This window comes from Altererythrobacter sp. Root672 (assembly GCF_001427865.1).
GTDB lineage: Bacteria > Pseudomonadota > Alphaproteobacteria > Sphingomonadales > Sphingomonadaceae > Croceibacterium_A.
In genome coordinates, this window is record NZ_LMHH01000003.1 from 111,530 (window position 1) to 128,279 (window position 16,750).

A 16,750-nucleotide genomic window follows, 5' to 3' on the forward strand; every position below is an offset into this window, starting at 1 on the left:
AAGCCGGTCTCGGGCATTCCCCGGGGCCGGCTTTTTCTTGTCAGGTCGGTATAGCGCCGGATCCGCGGCCACCCCGCAGGTGGTATTCCTGGGTGCCGAGATGGAGCACGTCATCGACGTCGATCACTGCCGAATTGGCGTACGTGAATCCGGGGTCGAGGCTGCGATAGAGCCGGTCGAAATCTCGGTCGACCGTCTGGTGGTAAAGGTCGGCGAAGCTCTCGATAATGAAGTAGGTCGGCTGCAAGTCGTCGATCACGTAGTCGGTGCGCATGACCCGATCGACGTTGAGCATGATCCGGTTGGGCGACTGGCCTTCGAGCGCGAACACCGCCTCGCGCGGGCCGGACAGGATGCCGGCGCCGAAGATGCGTAACCCGTCGGATTCCTGGATCAGCCCGAACTCCACCGTGTACCAGTAGAGTGCGCCCAGCGCCTTGAGCCGGTTGTAGCGCATCGCCTTCCAGCCGGCCTTGCCGTATTCCTGCATGTACTCGGCGAACACCGGATCGGTCAGGAGCGGGACGTGGCCGAACACGTCATGGAACACGTCGGGCTCCTGGATGTAGTCGAACGTCGCCCGGCTGCGGATGAAGTTGCCGGCCGGGAAACGCCGATTGGCCAGATGCCAGAAGAACACGTGATCCGGGATCAGCATCGGAACCGGCACCACACTCCAGCCGGTCATCGCGCCAAGTTCGGCTGACAGGCGGTCGAACTCAGGCACGCCGCCGCGCCCCAGGTCGAGCTTGTCGAGGCCGGCGAGAAAGGCGCTGCATGCGCGGCCGGGAAGGATATCCAGCTGCCGGGCGAAGAGGTCGTCCCAGATGGTGTCGTCGTCGGTCGAGTAATCGCGCTGCGCCGGTTCGAGCCAATCCTCCCCGACATGGGCAGGACGCTTGAGCGGCGCGGTGAAGACATCCCGCGAGATGTCAGGAAGCGCCGTAAAGTCCGGTTCGAGTTGACTTATCGTGGCCATGGGAACTCCGGGCGCAAGGTAGCATGCGCTACCTCAACGGCCAAACCGGAAGCTGGGGTCCCCAGGATTCCGACCCTAGCGTTCGTCCGCCGCAGTTTCGCTCGCGGTCGGCTCAGGCGCTGGTGTCGTGACCGATTCCTGCGGCAGACGCTGGGCGTCGAGCATTTCGGCCGCTTCGTCGAGCGTGCGCGCTTCGCCGGCGGTCACCCCACCGGGCCCGGAATCGTCGTCCCCAGAACCGCACGCCGACAGCAGAGCCGCGGCTAGAGCGCAAACAAGCAGGGCGGGCGGGAATCGTCTCCCGCCCGCCCCGCCAAAACCTGCAAGCGGCAACTCAGTTCGCGCCGGTTGTCGCAGGAGCAGCAGCAGCGTCAGCGGCGGCAGCAGCATCGGCGGCCGCAGCAGCAGCCGCGTCACCGGCGGCTTCGGCCGTATCGACAGCTTCCTCGGCGGTCTTGGTCGCGTCCTCGGCAGCGTCGGCAACGGCGGCTGCGCTCGGATCGGGCACGTCGCTCATCGCTTCGTCGGCGGGAAGCTCGACGCTGTCGGCCATCGCGTCTTCGGACGCATCGCCGGAACCGCCGCAGGCGGCGAGGGCCAGCGAAAACGCGGAAGCTGTTGCAATCAGGGCGATTTTCTTCATTCTTTGGGGCCTTCCTTGGCAATCGGGCAGCAGTAAAGTGCCTCTTCCTCCTGGTCCTGACCACGCTACCGCAGCGCGCGAACCAAGAAAATGGCTAAACTTGGGCAAGCGCGGATTGCCTTGCGGCGGCGTTCTGCCAGAGCATCCTGATGGCTGAGGCGTTGGCGGTAATTGATGGGGCGGAGCAGGCGCTGCGCCGGGTGTTCGGTTTCGAGCATTTCCGCGGCGTGCAGCAGCAAGTGGTGGAGCGTGTCCTCGCTGGCCAGTCGACGCTCGCGGTTATGCCGACGGGGGCCGGCAAGTCGCTGACCTACCAGCTTCCGGCGACCATGCTGCCGGGCTGTTGCGTGGTGATCTCGCCGTTGATCGCCCTGATGCATGACCAACTGCGTTCTGCCCGGGCAAACGGCATTCGCGCCGCTTCCCTGACCAGCGTCGATGGCGACCGCGAGGCGACGATCGACGCTTACCGCGCTGGGGAGCTGGACTTGCTCTACGTCGCCCCGGAGCGCGCCAGCCAGTCGCATTTCCGTTCCCTGCTTTCGGTTGCCCCGCCCGCGCTGTTCGCTGTCGACGAGGCGCATTGCGTGTCGGAATGGGGGCACGATTTCCGGCCCGACTATCGCCAGTTGCGGCCGTTGATGGATGCGTTCCCCGGCGTGCCGCGGCTCGCCCTGACGGCCACGGCGGACGCGCATACCCGTGCGGATATTCTGGCGCAGCTCGGTATTCCCGACGACGGCCTGGTCGTCGCAGGCTTCGACCGGCCGAACATCCGTTACGCCATCCGTCACCGCGAAAACGGGGCGCGCCAGCTTGTACAGCTGATGAAGGATCAGCCCGGCCCGGGGATCGTCTACGCCCCCACGCGCAAGAAGGTGGAACAGCTGGCCGAGGCTCTCGGTGCTGCAAGCGGTCGGCCGGTCCTGCCCTATCATGCCGGCCTTCCGCCCGAACAACGCGCCGCGAACCAGGCCGCCTTCGTCGCCAGCGAGGACATGGTCATGGTGGCGACGATCGCGTTCGGCATGGGGATCGACAAGCCGGACGTGCGCTTCGTCGCCCATGCCGGGATCCCGAAGTCGATCGAGGCCTATTACCAGGAGACGGGCCGTGCGGGCCGCGACGGGGACCCCGCCGTGGCGGTGATGCTGTGGGCGGCGGCGGACTTTGCGCAGGCCCGCCAACGGCTCGAGGAAGTGGAGCAGGCTCGGCGCGGCGGTGAGCGGGCGCGGCTCGATGCACTCGCGACCCTGATCGAAACGCCGACTTGTCGCCGCGCCATACTGCTGCGTCACTTCGGCGAGGATCCGCCCGAACGTTGCGGCAACTGCGACAACTGCCTGGAAGCGCCTGGCGTGCTCGATGCGACCGAGCTGGCGCGCAAGCTGCTCTCCGCGGTCTACCGCACCGGCCAGAGCTTCGGATTCGGGTACCTGCAGAAAGTGCTGACCGGCAACGCCGATGAGCGGGTGACGCAACGCGGGCACGACCGCCTGAGCGTGTTCGGCATCGTCGACGGCGATGAGGCGAGGTTGCTCCAGCCGCTCAGCCGCGCGCTGCAGGCTCGCGGCACGCTTGTCGCCACCGAACATGGTGGGCTGAAGCTGGGGGGTGACGCGCGGACCATCCTCAAGGGCGAGGCGACAGTCGAGATCGTCCAGCCCCCGCCCGCCGGTCGCAAGGGACGGCAGCGGCGTGACACCGCCAATCCCGTGGACGATCCGCTGTTCGATGCGCTGCGTGCGTTGCGCCGTGAACTGGCGAGCGAAGCGCAAGTGCCGCCTTACGTCATCTTCCACGACGCGGTGCTGCGCGAAATGGCGCTGATGAAGCCTGCGACGTTGTCGGCGATGGGAGAAATCTCCGGCGTCGGCGCGCGCAAGCTCGAGGCTTATGGCGATGCCTTCCTGGCGGTGATCAAGCGGCATTGAGCGTTTCAATCCTCCCCGAGCTTGTCTCGGGGAGGTGGCGCGCGCCGCTAGGCGCGTGACGGAGGGGTAGGCGGCTAAACGCAACACCCCTCCAACATCCGCTTCGCGGACGGTCCCCCTCCCCGAGACAAGCTCGGGGAGGATTTGATCCTCCTTGACCGGCATAATCTATGATATAAATATGATATCATAATTACGTCGAAGGAGATTCGTCATGTCTGAGGGGAAGGGCGCCATGCAACGGAGCCAGGAGCGGCCGGCAAGCACGTTCAACGGCTATGCGTTCCTGTTTCTGTGGCTCGGCGCGATTGGGGTCGGCATCTGGCGCATCATCATGTTCAACACGCATGGGCCGACCGCGCTTGGCGGCTGGCTGCTGCTCGGGTCCATCCTGTCGTTCGTATTGATCCTGACAGGGTTCTTCATGATCCAGCCCAACACCTCGGCGGTGATCACGCTGTTCGGCGAGTACCGGGGCACCGAGCGGACGCAGGGCTTGCGGTGGATCTGGCCGTGGATGGGGCGCAAGAAGATCTCGGTCCGGCAGAACAACATCCATTCGGAGCGGATCAAGATCAACGACCTGCGCGGCAATCCGATCGAGATCGCCTGCAACGTCGTGTGGCGGGTGTTCGATACGGCGCAGGCCGCGTTCGACGTCGACGACTACCGGGCGTTCGTGAACATCCAGATCGACGCCGGGCTGCGTACCGTGGCTTCGCGCCATCCGTATGACGACTACGAGGAGCACGAAACGACGCTGCGTTCGCATGGCGACATCGTGAACGGCGAACTGCGCGCCGAGCTCAATGAACGCCTGTCGCACGCCGGCATCCTGGTCGACGAGGCAGGGCTGACCCACCTTGCCTACGCGCCCGAAATCGCCGGGGCGATGCTGCGCCGCCAGCAGGCCGAAGCGGTGATTGCCGCGCGGGCCAAGCTCGTGCTCGGCGCAGTCAGCATGGTCCAGATGGCGCTGGAGAAGCTGAGCGAGGAAGAGATCGTCCAGCTCGACGACGAGCGCCGGGCGACGATGGTCTCCAACCTGATGGTCGTGCTCTGCGGCGAGCGGGAAGTGAGCCCGGTGTTGAACGCAGGAACGCTCTACCAGTAGGGCCAGACTCGTGCCGCAATCACCCAAGAAAGCCTTCCCCCTCCGGCTCGACCCGGCGCTCTACGAGACGGTCGAGCGTTTGGCGGCAAGCGAGTTCCGTTCGGTCAACGCCGAACTGGAGGTCCTGCTGCGCGAGGCGCTCGGGCGGAGGGGGATCAAGGTTCCAGCGGCAGAGCGCCCGCGCCGAGGGCGACCGCCCAAGCAAGGGGACTGACGATGCTGAACGATGACAAGCCTTGGTTTCGCCGCAGGCGCTACGGCTATGGCGCTGGGGCGCCGATTGCCTGGCAGGGATGGGCGCTTCTGGCGTACTACATAATCGCGCTCACCGGGCTCAGTCTCTTTGCGCCCCAGGCGCGTGGGATTGAATTGTCGCTCGTGGTTATCGCCATGCTGGTCCTCACCGGAATTCTCATCGTGGTGGCGAAGAACCGCACCGAAGGGGAGTGGCGCTGGCGCTGGGGAGAAGACGACTGAGCCGGACCCGAACGCTTCCGGCTGGCGTGGCGCTGGCAAGGCGCTAGGCTAGCGCAAAAGGACCAGGGAGAGGCCAGCCATGAAATTCGGGGTGTTCGACCATGTCGACGACAGCGGCCTGCCGCTCGCCGAGCATCTCGAAGCACGTCTGCGGTTCGCCGAGACTTACGATCGGTGCGGCTTCCACTGCTATCACATCGCCGAACACCACGGCACGCCGCTGGGCCTGGCGCCCTCGCCCGGCGTACTGTTCGCGGCGCTGAGCCAGCGGACGAAGCAGCTGCGGTTCGGTCCGCTGGTCTACCTGCTGCCGCTCTATCATCCGCTGCGGCTGGTCGAGGAAGTGGCGATGCTCGACGGTCTTTCGAACGGCCGCTTCCAGCTTGGTGTGGGGCGTGGCGTTTCTCCGATCGAGCTTGGGTTCTACGGGCTCGACATGGCCGAGCAGCGGGGACGGTACGACGAGACGCTGGAGGTCCTGCTCAAGGGGCTGTCTTCCGACCGGCTCGACTACCAGGGAGAGTTCTACCGCTTCGAGGACGTGCCGATGGCGCTGCGCCCGGTCCAGCGCCCACATCCGCCGCTGTGGTATGGCGCGGGGAGTCCGGACTCGATCCGTTGGTGCGCGCAGAATGGGGTGAACATGGTCACGCTCGCTCTGGGTGAGCGCGTGCGGCAGGGCACCGAACTCTACCGCTCTGAATGGCAGGGGGCGGCGGACGCGATTCCGCTGATGGGCGTCAGCCGCCACATCCTCGTAGCCCCGACCGACGAGGAGGCGAAGGCGCTGGTCCGGCCCGCCTATGCGCGCTGGCGCCAGAGCATGGCCAAGCTGTGGGAGGAGCGCGGCAACGGCTTCCCCCTGGCCGCTCACCTACCGCTCGAATGGGATGCGGCCGAGGCGATGGGTCACGGCTGTGCCGGCTCGCCCGCGACGGTCCGTGGCTTCGTGGAACGCGAAGCGGAGGCGGGCGGGATCAACTATTTCGTCTCGGCCCTGGCGTTCGGCGATCTGCCCGCCGAGGCGGTGATCCGCTCCGCCGGGCTGTTTGCCGAGCATGTCATGCCGGCCTTCGCCGGAAAGTCTTAGCGGGCCGTTTACCTTTATCGTTTAGCTCGCAGGCCGATGGAATCGGTCGATCAACTCACGCTTCGCCGGCCCTCGCTCGGATGGCTGGGGCTGTTTGCAGCGCTGGCCGTCGCCGCGATTCCCGCCGCAGCGCTGTTCGCCCAGGAACGGGTGCGGCCCTTCATCGTAACCGAGACCGGGCGCGGATTTGAGAGCCTCCAGCTGGCGGTAAACACGATCGGCGAAGGGCGCGGCACGATTGCCATCGCGCCGGGCACTTATGCCCAATGCGCGGTACAGACCGCGGGCGTTGTCAGTTACGTCGCCACCGAACCCGGTACCGCGATCTTCGACGGCAAGACTTGCGAGGGCAAAGCCGCGCTCGTCCTGCGTGGGCGCGGGGCGGAAGTGTCCGGTCTCGTGTTCCAGGACATGCGCGTTCCCGATTTCAACGGCGCCGGCATCCGGCTCGAAAGCGGCAACCTGACGGTGGCGCAGAGCTGGTTCCGCGACAGCCAGCAAGGCATCCTCACCGCGACCAATCCCGGCGGCGTGATCGTGATCGACCGCTCGACTTTCTCCCGCCTCGGCACTTGCGAGGGATCGGGCGGTTGCGCCCATTCGATCTACATCGGCGACTACGGGCAATTGCGCGTGACGCGCAGCCGTTTCGAGGAAGGGCGTGGCGGCCACTACGTGAAGAGCCGCGCCGCGAAAGTCGAAATCGCCAGCTCCAGCTTCGACGATTCGCGCGGCCAGGCGACCAACTACATGATCGACTTGCCCGATGGTGCGGTGGGCCAGATCAGCAACAACCGGTTCGTCCAAGGCCGCGACAAGGAGAACTACTCCGCCTTTATCGCGGTCGGAGCGGAGAACCACGCCCACTCAAGCGTCGGCTTGTCGATCCTCGGCAACGACGCCCGGCTTGCTCCCGGCGTCGAGCGCAGCACCGCGTTCGTGGCGGACTGGACAGGCGATGAACTGGCGCTCGGCCAGAACAAGCTCGGTGTCGGCCTCAAGCCGTTCGAGAAGCGCTAGCGATTGGTCGGCCGCGCTAGTCGGAAGGCCGGCGCGAAGGTTACCGACGACGCCGGAATCTCATCCGTAAACGGAAGCGTCTGGAAGTACTCGGCCAGCGGACCCGTGATGTGCAGCGGGGTGTCGCGCACGAAGCCGAACCGGCTGTAGAGCGCGGGATCGCCGAGAAGTAGCACGCCTTGCGCGCCAGCCTCTCGCCAGTGCTTGGTGCCGGCTTCTACAAGTGCACGGCCAATCCCCTGCCCCTGCAAGTCGGGGCGTACTGAGATCGGGCCGAGGGCCAGCCAACCCTCCTCGCCACCCGAGAGTATCGCCGGCGAATAGGCGACGTGCCCGACGATCTCTCCATCCTGCTCCGCGACGAGCGACAGCGACAGTTGGCCATCGGCGCGCAGGGCATCGACGATCGCGGGCTCGGTCCCTTCGCTGTGCGGATGACCGGTGAAGGCGGCCTCTGTCACTTCGAAAATCGCGGCCTCGTCATCCGGGCGTTCGGGTCGGATCGTCAAGTTGCTCATCGAAGAAGATGTCCTGCGGCATCACGCTTGGTGGCGAGGTAGCGTTCGTTGTGCGGGTTGGCCGGCAGCTGATGCGGCACGCGTTCGCCGATGATCACTCCGGCCTGTTCGAGCGCGGTGACCTTGGCCGGATTGTTGGTCATCAAGCGCACCTCGCCGACCCCCAACAGCGCCAGCATTCGTGCAGCAACCGGGAAGTCGCGCGCTTCGGCGGGAAGGCCGAGGCGACGGTTGGCCTCGAGCGTGTCGAATCCCTGGTCCTGCAGCTCATAGGCCCGGAGCTTGTTGACGAGGCCAATGCCGCGGCCCTCCTGCCGCAGGTAGAGCAGCACGCCCCATCCGCCGGCAGCGGCCTCGGCCGCCATCGCCGCCAGCGCAGCGTCGAGTTGCGGACCGCAGTCGCAGCGGAGCGAGCCGAGGATGTCCCCGGTCAGGCATTCCGAGTGCAGGCGAACCAGCGGCACTCGCTCGGAGGTCTGCCGGCCGATCACCAGTGCGACATGCTCGCGCGTGTCGTCGGGACTGCGGAAGACGACGACTTCTGCCTCTTCGACTGCGGCCACCGGGAGACGGGCGCGCGTCGCGATCGTCAGGTTGGCCGGATCGAGGAACGCGGCGACATCGGCGACTTCCAGTGCAACAGGCTCACCAGCTTGCTCGGGCGCCACGAGGAACGCGGGCAGGATCCCGGCGATCCGTGCCAGCTCCATCGCCGCGGCGGCCTCCTCTGGCCAGTCGAGGTGTTCGGCCAGGAAAGGACCTTTGAGCGGCGCGGCCAGGTCGAGCGAGGGATCGGCGATTGGACGGGCGGCAATCAGGTCGATCGGCTCGCCCGAGCGCAACAGTACCGGCGAATGCGGATCGGCGGCCTCGCGCTGGTTGGCGAGCTTGAGCGTGACCGCGCGGGCGGCCGAGACCAGCGCGAGTTGCGAACTGGCCTGCCCCGGAGCGGTCTCGACCGGCAGCAACACGGGTGCCTGGCCGATCTTCAGCGGCCATCCGTGGCGCAGCGCATCAACGGCCTGCGCCGCCCGCCTAGAAGGCGAGCTGGAGCTCAGAGATCGAACTCCGTGATCAGCGGCACGTGGTCGGAGGGCTGCTCCCACCGGCGGGTTTCCTCGACGATGCTGTGCGCCGTCGCCTGCCGCGAAAGATCGGGGGAGGCCCACATGTGATCGAGCCGGCGGCCCTGATCCTTCTGCCGCCAGTAAGAGCGATAGCTCCACCAGGAGTAATTGCGCTCAGGCGCCGGAATGAACTGCCGGCCAAGATCGGCCCAGCCATGCGCGTCGCGGAAGCGGTCGAGCGCTTCGCATTCGATCGGGGTATGGCTGACGACCTTGAGCAGGGCCTTGTGGTCGTAGACGTCGCAGTCGAGCGGGGCGACATTGAAGTCGCCCACGATCAGTGTCGGCCGGTCGAGCGCTTCGGCCCAGCGCGTCATCCGTTCGAGGAAGTCGAGCTTCTGGCCGAACTTGAGGTTCTGCTCGCGATCGGGAATGTCGCCACCCGCGGGGATGTAGACGTTCTCCAGGATCATGCCCTGGCCCGGGCCGAGCAATTCGACGCCGACGTGGCGCGCCTCGCCGTTATCCTGCCAGTCGTGCCGCCCGACTTCGCGCAGCGGAATGCGACTGACCGTGGCGACGCCGTGGTAGCCTTTCTGCCCGTGGACCACGCGATGGGTGTAGCCGAGCGCTTCGAACGCGGCGTGCGGGAACTGTTCTTCCCGGCACTTGATCTCCTGCAGGCACAGCACATCGGGTGCCTGTTCGGTGAGCACGCGTTCGACCTGTTCGATCCGCAGGCGGACCGAGTTTATGTTCCATGTAGCAATCTTGACCATCGGGGTCGGGATAGGGACGGCCTTGCCGCGCTGCAAGGCCAACGCGCGATGATCCCGGGCAATGAAAAACCCCCGTCCCGGGGGCATTGGGACGGGGGTTCATCTTGAGCGTTCGTCACGCTTGCAAGCCGGCATCTCTCGTGAGGACAGGGCAACAGGGGGGAAACCCGCCTCCATCCGGCTTACTTTTGCACTCTATGGAACGCGGGCTTTCTCGTAAATGAATGACGGTTAGCGACTGGTCGCAAGGCACGGGCGCCCTGCCGACAATCGTTCAGCGCGGGCGACCGACTGCGGGGCGCGGATCGCGGTAGGTGAAGGCGCTGTCAGCGACGGGGACGCCAAAACGCTGGTTCGAAAGGCGTACCGTGGTCCGCTTGTTCTGCGCGTCGAGCGCAACCCAGCTGCTCAGCTTGAGCCCGCCTGGAGCGTCGGCGGAGCGGGTGAAGATTAGCGTGATGGTCCCGTACTCGGGCTTCTTCGTATCCTTGACCTCGATGCTGAGCACATCGGGATTACCGGTCGGAAGCAGCTTGCCGTAGCGCTTAACGTCGCGGCTGGGGTCGAGCAGCGCTCCGAGAGGAGAGTTGCTGATCGGCCAGCGCGACAGCTGCGCCACATCGTAGTCGATCAGGGTCAGCGAGCGGCCGTTCGAAACGATGAGCATATTGACGCTCTTCTCGTACTCGAAACGGATGCGGCCCGGCGCCTTCATCGTCAGCACGCCGCGCAGGGTCTGTCCGCCACGGTCGGTCTGGGCGAAGTCGGCCTTCATGGTCGTGATGCCGCGCAACGCGGCCACGACCTGGTCCAGTTGATCGCCTTGAGCGGCAGCAGGCGCCAGCGGAATCGCCAGCGCGGCAGGCACGGCAAGAGCCAGCGCACCCGCGAGGGCGGTGCGCAGCGGCATGGCGGTGAGTTTGGTCAAGATATCCATGGTCCCCGAGGTAGATACGGGGCATTGAACCTGTTGTGAACCCGGGCGTTCCCAGGGTTCACCGCAGCGGCTGGATTACTTGATCTTGCCTTCCTTGAACTCGACGTGCTTTTTCGCCACCGGGTCGTACTTACGGAAGGACATCTTCTCGGTCGTGTTGCGCGGATTCTTCTTCGTCACGTAGAAGAAGCCGGTATCCGCGGTCGAGTTGAGCCGGATCTTGATCGTTGCGGGCTTCGCCATCGTCTGATTCCCAAAATCGGTGAGGGCACTTAAGGCCCGAAACAATAGGGGCGACGCGCAAGGCGCCGCCCATCCGGGCGCGCCTTTGCTTCGAGACGGGCGAAAAGTCAAGCTGCGAGGCAGCCGCTACCAGTCAACCTTGCCGCGATTGGACTTCACCGTGCCGCGCGCCTTCTTGGACTTGAGGCGTTGTTCCTTGCCCACGCGGTTGACGCGGGTCTTGGCCCGCTTCTTGGGCTCGACCTGGGCCTGCTCGATGAGCTCCAACAGGCGCGCGCGGCCGTCCTCGCGGTTGGCCTCCTGTGTGCGGAAACTGCGCGCCGTGAGGACGATCTCGCCACGGGCGGTCATCCGCGTTCCGGCGAGCGCCTTGAGGCGGTGGAACACGGCTGGCTCGAGCCGCAACGCGAAGACGTCGAGCCGCAATTGCACCGCGGTCGCGACTTTGTTGACGTTCTGCCCGCCCGGCCCCGAGGAAGCGATGAAGCTCTCCTCGACCAGTTCCAGCACGCGCGCGGCGAGCGATTCGTCGTTACTCGGCATCACCGAAGCCAAGCGCCACGAAGTCGGCGGGAAGCGGCGCTACGGCCAGGATCGGCGGCTTACCCTCGCGCGGGATTTCCAGACCGGCCGCGTGCAGCATCGTGCGCGGGGCGCCGCGACCGTTGCCGTAGACGGGATCGCCGAGCAACGGCAGGCCAATGCCGCTCGCCGCATGGACGCGAATCTGGTGGGTGCGCCCGGTCTCGGGCAGGAACTCGACCAGCGTGTGCCCACCGCTTTCCGCCAGCACGCGCCACCGGGTCAGCGCCGGCTTGCCCTTGCGCGCCGGGATCATCCGCCAACCCTCGGCCTCGGAGCTGATCTTACTTAGCGCCAGCTCGACTGTCCCCTCGCTCATCGCAGGAACACCCGCGAGCACGCCGAGGTAACGCTTTATCGGCAGGCGCGCCTCGAACGCGGCTGAGAATCGCTTCAGGGCTTTCGGATTGCGGGCCAGCAGCAAGCAGCCCGAGGTGTCGGTGTCGAGCCGGTGGACCGGCACCGGCGGGCGCTGGAAGCCCAGCCTGAGGTCGTCGAGATGGTCGCCCAGCGAAGGGCCGCCCTTGCGCGGCGTCTCGATTGGCAGTCTCGCCGGCTTGTCGATCACCAGTGCCTCGCCGTCTTCGAACAGGATGGGGATGGCGTTCATGCGAGGGCTCCAGCGATCCGCCGCATGGCTTCATCGAGTACCGCATCATCGGCGGCGAAGCTGATGCGGAAGCCGTCGCGCCCGCCAAATGCGCTCGCCGCGACGACGGCTACGCCATGTTCGAGCAAGTGCAGCGCCAGCTTGTTATCGTCGTGGTCGAAACGGTCCATCAGCGGCTTGGCATCGATGAAGCAGTAGAAGGCGCCATCGGGGACCGGGGTTGAAAGCCCGCGAATCTCGCGGACCGCGCGCACCACCTTGTCGCGCCGCTTGCGGAATCGTTCGCGCCAGTCGTTCAGGAAATCCTGCGGTCCTTCGAAGGCCTCGGTCGCCCCGGCCTGGCTGATGGACGAAGGGTTGCCGCTGCTGTTGGACTGCAGCCGCCCCATCGCCTCGATCAACCATTCGGGCCCGGTGGCGACGCCAATGCGGAAGCCGGTCATCGCGTGGCTCTTGGACACGCCGGAGACGGTGCAGATGCGATCCGCCAGGTCAGGGCATAGCGCGGCGAGCGTGGCGTGCGGTTCGTCGGTGTAGTTGAGCGGGGCGTAGATATCGTCCGACATCACCAGCACTTGCGGGTGGCGGCGCAGGACATTGGCGATACCGAGCAGCATCTCGCGCGGATAGACCGCGCCGGTCGGATTGCCGGGGCTGTTGAGCAGCAGCCAGGTGGTGCGCGGGGTGATCAGCGCTTCGAGGTCGCTCGGCTCGAAGCGGAACCCGTGCTGCGGGTGAGTGATCAGCGGAATGACCTTACCGCCGGCAAAGCGCACGATCTGCGGATAGCTGACCCACCAGGGGCTTGGCACGATCACCTCGTCCCCTTCGCCCACGGTCACCGCGAGCGCTTCGAAGATCGCCTGCTTGCCGCCGGCGGTGACGATGACCTGCTCCGGTCGGCAGGCGATGCCAAGGTCGCGGCGGAAGTGCAGCGCGGCCGCTTGCTTGAGCGCCATGGTGCCGGTGACCGGGGTGTACTTGGTCTTGCCCCCGTCGAGCGCGGCCTTCGCGGCCAGGATCACGTTGTCGGGCGTGCGGAAGTCGGGCTCTCCGACCGACAGCGAGATGATGTCGCGCCCGGCCTCGCGCAGCGCGGTCGCGCGGTCGGTCATGGCGGTGGTGCCGGAAGGCGCGATCCGGCGCAGGGCGGGGCTCAGGTGTTCGTGGCTCATGTTTTCATCCGGGCAGGCATCAGGCCGCGCAGGGCATTGCCGATGAGGAAACCGCCAGCGAGATCTTCGAGCGTCAGCCTGGCCTCTATGGCGCGGCCTTCCTCGATCAGCGCGCGGCGCAGGATTCCGGGGAGCAGGCCTGCGGAAAGCGGCGGGGTCAGCAGCTTGCCGTTGCGTTCGACGAACAGGTTGGTGAAGCTGCCTTCGGTGACTTCCCCATCGTCGCAGACGAATATGACTTCGTAAGCGCCGTTGTCCTTGGCGATCGCGAGCGCGGCATCGTGGAAGCCCCGGTCGGTCGTCTTGTGGCGCAACCGCCAGTCGCCGGGCACGACCGGAACGGGCAGGGCAACGCATTCGACGGTGCCCTCGGGCGCAGGCGGCAATGGCGCGGTTTCCAGCGAGGCTTCACCGCGGCGCGAGACCACCAGTCGTACTTTGGCGGGAGCCTCAAGCTCGAAGCACAGCGCGTGGATGCGATTGCGTACCTCGTGGCGGTCGAAGGCGAAGCCGAGCTCGGCCGCGCTAGCCTTCATCCGTTCGAGGTGCAGCTCGAGCAGCGGCATCCCTTCCTGCGGATCGAAGCGCATGGTCTCGATCAGGTCATGGCCGCCAGCGGCCTCGCGGGCGAAGCCGCCCTTGATAAGGCACTCGCGCCATTCGGCCATGCCATCGCTGTCCGCCACGATCGCGCCGCCAACCCCGAGCACCGCGTGGTGCCGGTCGTTCTCTCCGGGCGTGAGACGGATCGTACGGATGGCGACGTTGAAGGCGGCTTCGTCGGTGCCGATACGCCCCATCGAGCCGCAATAGGGGCCCCGGGCGTCGCGCTCGACCGCGTCGATCAGTTCCATGGCGCGGACCTTGGGGGCGCCCGTGATCGATCCGCACGGAAAAAGCGCGCGCACCATGTCCATCGCGTCCTGGCCCGGCCGCAACTGGGCTCGCACGGTCGAAACCATCGTATGCAAAGTGGGGTAAGTCTCGATGGTGAAGAGGTCTTCGACCTTGACCGTGCCGGCAACCGCCACTCGCGAAAGGTCGTTGCGCAGCAGGTCGACGATCATCAGATTTTCGGCCTTGTCCTTGGCCGAGCCTGCCAACTCGTCAGCCAGCGCCTTGTCCTCGTCGGGAGTCTGCCCGCGTGGGCGGGTGCCCTTCATCGGCTTGGCCTTGGCGGCGTCACCCTTGAGCGAGAAGAACAGTTCAGGGCTGAAGCTGAGCAGCCAGTGCGATCCGTCGAAGATCACGCCGCCATAGCCGGCATTGGCGGCGGGCCTGATCGCGGCATAGAGCGCCAGCGGATCGCCGCGCGCAGCCCCTGCCAGCGGCATGGTCAGATTGGCCTGGTAGATATCGCCGGCGCGGATCGCCTCCTGCAAGGTGGCGAAGGCATCGAGGTAGGCGCCGGTCGAGATTTGCGGCTGGAGCGGGCCAATAGAAGCAGGGCCCGAGCCGGCGCGTTCGGCCAGCCAGTCGGCAACCTGATCCGTGGGAATCAATTTCGGGGCGTCGAACAGGCCGAACCAAACGAGCGGGCCATCGGCCCCGGTCCGCGCGGCGGCGAGCGGCGCCAGCTTGGGTTCGAGCGCCAGCCCGGCCTCATAAGCGAGATAGCCCGCGAGTGTTCCGCCCGACGCCTTGCGGGCAGCCTCCGCGGCTTCGAGCACGGGGAGGACTTCCTCAGGCCGCCGGGCAACGAAAATTTCGCTCGGGTCTTCGAACAGCTGTGCATCGCTCGCGCCTTCCGCGCGTGCGTCGTCCAGCAAAACGAAGGGTTTGTACTCTGCCATTTCTGCGCTCTAACCGTAAATCAGCCCATGTCTATCGCTTGACCACGCGAAGAGCGCTACGCCACACTTCCAGGGCGACTGAAGGAGCGGATTATGGCGGCAATCTTCCTCGGACTCGGCGCCAATGGCGAGCGGCAAGTGCTCGAACTTTCGCGCGCCAACCGCCATGGCTTGATCGCCGGCGCGACGGGTACCGGGAAGACGGTGACGCTCCAGGGCCTGGCAGAAAGCTTCTCGAAAGATGGCGTGCCGGTGTTTCTGGCCGACGTGAAAGGCGACCTCGCCGGCCTCGCCATGCCGGGCTCGCCGACCTTTAAGAACGCGGCCAAGCTGGAAGAGCGGGCGGTCGAACTGGGCATGACCGACTATGCCTATGCCGATAACCCGGTGGTGTTCTGGGACCTGTTCGGCGAACAGGGCCACCCGATCCGCACCACGGTTTCCGAAATGGGGCCGCTGCTGCTCTCTCGCTTGCTGGGGCTGAACGAGACGCAGGAAGGGGTGCTCAACATCGCCTTCCGCTACGCTGACGACGAGGGGTTGCTGCTGCTCGACCTCGACGACCTCCAGTCGATGCTGCTCTACACCGCCGAGAACGCCGCGGCGCTGACGACCAAGTACGGCAATGTTTCGAAGGCGACTGTCGGTACCATTCAGCGCCAGTTGCTCGCACTCGACAGCCAGGGTGGCGGGATGTTCTTCGGCGAGCCGGCGCTGGAGATCGAGGACTTCATTCGCACTGACGAGCAGGGCCGCGGGCTGGTCAATATCCTGGCCGCCGACCGGCTGATGCGCAGCCCCAAGCTCTACGCCACCTTCCTGCTCTGGCTGCTCGCCGAACTGTTCGAGGTGCTGCCCGAGGTCGGTGACCCGGAGAAGCCCAAGCTGGTGTTCTTCTTCGACGAGGCTCACCTGCTGTTCGAGGACGCACCCGACGCCTTGCAGGACACGATTGAGACGGTGGTGCGCCTGATCCGCTCGAAGGGCGTGGGCGTCTACTTCGTGACCCAGAACCCGATCGACATTCCGGAAAAGGTCGCGGGCCAGCTCGGCAACCGGGTGCAGCACGCCCTGCGCGCCTTCACCCCGCGCGACCAGAAAGCGATCCGCGCCGCGGCCGAGACGTTCCGCATCAACCCTGATTTGGACGTCGCCGTCGCGATTACCGAGCTCAAGACCGGCGAAGCGCTTGTTTCGACGCTTCTGGAGGATGGCGCTCCTTCGGTGGTCCAGCGCACGCTCATCAAGCCGCCTTGTTCGCGCCTCGGTCCGCTGGAGGCAAACGAGCGTGCGGTGATCCAGTCGGTCAGTCCGTTTACCGGCAAGTACGACACGCTGATCGACCGGGAGAGCGCCGAAGAAGTGATCGCCCAGAAAGCCACCGATGCTGCGGCCACGGCGGCGGAAGTGGCGGACAAGGGGCGCGAGGAAGTCGCCAAGCGCGAGCGTCTGAGCCCGAGCATTTGGGAGAAGGCGGGCAAGCGCGCGGCGGGGGCCGTGGCCGGCTCGGCCGCAACGATTGCCGCGGCGGCGGTGACGGGGCGCAAGTCGAGTTCAAATCCGATGCGAACGGCCGCGACTTCGGCTGCCGGCTCGATTGCGACGGATCTCGGCGGGCAGTTCTTTGGGCGGTTCGTCCGCAACCTTGTCGGCGGGCTGATGCGCTAGATCCTCCCCGAGCTTGTCTCGGGGAGGTGGCGCGCGCTGTAAGCGCGTGACGGAGGGGTAAGCGGAACAACACAACGCCCCTCCACCATCCGCTACGCGGACGGTCCCCCTCCCCGAGCAA

The 16,750-nt window shown here is 66.2% G+C and carries 19 protein-coding genes; 7 read left to right on the forward strand and 12 right to left on the reverse strand.

Annotated elements, in window-relative coordinates:
- Positions 1-40: 40 nt before the first annotated feature.
- From phhA to ASD76_RS14600, 3 genes are all read right to left on the reverse strand, one after another.
- Positions 41-979, reverse strand: coding sequence for a phenylalanine 4-monooxygenase (gene phhA / locus ASD76_RS14595; RefSeq protein WP_055924644.1), 939 nt, complete (start codon positions 977-979; stop codon positions 41-43).
- 75 nt (positions 980-1,054) lie between these two features.
- On the reverse strand, positions 1,055-1,186 hold the full coding sequence (locus tag ASD76_RS18775) for a hypothetical protein (RefSeq protein WP_268760340.1): 132 nt from the start codon (positions 1,184-1,186) through the stop codon (positions 1,055-1,057).
- A 127-nt stretch (positions 1,187-1,313) separates the two neighbouring features.
- Positions 1,314-1,622: a hypothetical protein gene (locus tag ASD76_RS14600; protein ID WP_055924646.1), complete on the reverse strand. Its 309-nt coding sequence runs from the start codon at positions 1,620-1,622 to the stop codon at positions 1,314-1,316.
- 149 nt (positions 1,623-1,771) lie between these two features.
- On the opposite strand from ASD76_RS14600, the gene recQ reads away from it, so the two are divergent.
- The 6 genes from recQ to ASD76_RS14630 all read left to right on the forward strand — a co-directional run bounded on the left by recQ (position 1,772) and on the right by ASD76_RS14630 (position 7,257).
- The gene (recQ, locus tag ASD76_RS14605) at positions 1,772-3,556 is read left to right on the forward strand and encodes a DNA helicase RecQ (RefSeq protein WP_055924649.1); all 1,785 of its coding nucleotides are present in this window, start codon (positions 1,772-1,774) and stop codon (positions 3,554-3,556) included.
- A gap of 214 nt (positions 3,557-3,770) precedes the next feature.
- The gene (locus tag ASD76_RS14610) at positions 3,771-4,670 is read left to right on the forward strand and encodes an SPFH domain-containing protein (protein ID WP_055924652.1); all 900 of its coding nucleotides are present in this window, start codon (positions 3,771-3,773) and stop codon (positions 4,668-4,670) included.
- A 10-nt stretch (positions 4,671-4,680) separates the two neighbouring features.
- Positions 4,681-4,884, forward strand: a complete 204-nt coding sequence (locus tag ASD76_RS14615; RefSeq protein ID WP_055924655.1) for a hypothetical protein — start codon at positions 4,681-4,683, stop codon at positions 4,882-4,884.
- Positions 4,885-4,886: 2 nt separating this feature from the next.
- Complete coding sequence (locus ASD76_RS14620) at positions 4,887-5,147, forward strand: hypothetical protein (protein WP_055924658.1); 261 nt, start codon at positions 4,887-4,889, stop codon at positions 5,145-5,147.
- 79 nt (positions 5,148-5,226) lie between these two features.
- Positions 5,227-6,237: an LLM class flavin-dependent oxidoreductase gene (locus tag ASD76_RS14625; RefSeq protein WP_055924665.1), complete on the forward strand. Its 1,011-nt coding sequence runs from the start codon at positions 5,227-5,229 to the stop codon at positions 6,235-6,237.
- Between the two features lie 36 nt (positions 6,238-6,273).
- Positions 6,274-7,257, forward strand: a complete 984-nt coding sequence (locus ASD76_RS14630) for a hypothetical protein (RefSeq protein WP_055924667.1) — start codon at positions 6,274-6,276, stop codon at positions 7,255-7,257.
- On the opposite strand, the gene ASD76_RS14635 is transcribed toward ASD76_RS14630, so the two are convergent.
- The 9 genes from ASD76_RS14635 to pabB form a co-directional block, all read right to left on the reverse strand.
- Positions 7,254-7,775 (reverse strand): GNAT family N-acetyltransferase, encoded by a 522-nt coding sequence (locus ASD76_RS14635; protein WP_055924669.1) that lies wholly within the window; start codon positions 7,773-7,775, stop codon positions 7,254-7,256. The two genes, ASD76_RS14630 and ASD76_RS14635, sit on opposite strands and share 4 nt — an antisense overlap.
- Positions 7,772-8,833, reverse strand: a complete 1,062-nt coding sequence (gene ribA, locus ASD76_RS14640; protein ID WP_055925876.1) for a GTP cyclohydrolase II — start codon at positions 8,831-8,833, stop codon at positions 7,772-7,774. The genes ASD76_RS14635 and ribA overlap by 4 nt, the downstream gene beginning before the upstream one ends.
- Positions 8,830-9,621 carry an exodeoxyribonuclease III gene (xth, locus tag ASD76_RS14645; protein WP_055925879.1) on the reverse strand — a complete coding sequence of 264 codons (792 nt, stop codon included), beginning with the start codon at positions 9,619-9,621 and terminating at the stop codon, positions 8,830-8,832. The genes ribA and xth overlap by 4 nt, the downstream gene beginning before the upstream one ends.
- A gap of 274 nt (positions 9,622-9,895) precedes the next feature.
- Positions 9,896-10,558 carry a LolA family protein gene (locus tag ASD76_RS14650; RefSeq protein WP_055924671.1) on the reverse strand — a complete coding sequence of 221 codons (663 nt, stop codon included), beginning with the start codon at positions 10,556-10,558 and terminating at the stop codon, positions 9,896-9,898.
- A gap of 75 nt (positions 10,559-10,633) precedes the next feature.
- Positions 10,634-10,801, reverse strand: coding sequence for a 50S ribosomal protein L33 (gene rpmG / locus ASD76_RS14655; protein WP_055924674.1), 168 nt, complete (start codon positions 10,799-10,801; stop codon positions 10,634-10,636).
- A gap of 126 nt (positions 10,802-10,927) precedes the next feature.
- Positions 10,928-11,344: an alternative ribosome rescue aminoacyl-tRNA hydrolase ArfB gene (gene arfB, locus ASD76_RS14660; protein ID WP_055924677.1), complete on the reverse strand. Its 417-nt coding sequence runs from the start codon at positions 11,342-11,344 to the stop codon at positions 10,928-10,930.
- Positions 11,334-11,993: an RluA family pseudouridine synthase gene (locus tag ASD76_RS14665; protein ID WP_055924680.1), complete on the reverse strand. Its 660-nt coding sequence runs from the start codon at positions 11,991-11,993 to the stop codon at positions 11,334-11,336. The genes arfB and ASD76_RS14665 overlap by 11 nt, the downstream gene beginning before the upstream one ends.
- Entirely contained in the window at positions 11,990-13,168 is a 1,179-nt protein-coding gene (locus tag ASD76_RS14670) for a pyridoxal phosphate-dependent aminotransferase (protein ID WP_055924683.1), read from the reverse strand. Before ASD76_RS14670 ends, ASD76_RS14665 begins: the two co-directional genes overlap by 4 nt.
- Positions 13,165-14,961, reverse strand: coding sequence for an aminodeoxychorismate synthase component I (gene pabB, locus ASD76_RS14675; protein WP_055924686.1), 1,797 nt, complete (start codon positions 14,959-14,961; stop codon positions 13,165-13,167). Before pabB ends, ASD76_RS14670 begins: the two co-directional genes overlap by 4 nt.
- A gap of 93 nt (positions 14,962-15,054) precedes the next feature.
- Here pabB and ASD76_RS14680 point away from each other — a divergent pair, with 93 nt between their 5' ends.
- Positions 15,055-16,629 (forward strand): helicase HerA-like domain-containing protein, encoded by a 1,575-nt coding sequence (locus tag ASD76_RS14680; protein WP_055924689.1) that lies wholly within the window; start codon positions 15,055-15,057, stop codon positions 16,627-16,629.
- Positions 16,630-16,750: the final 121 nt, after the last annotated feature.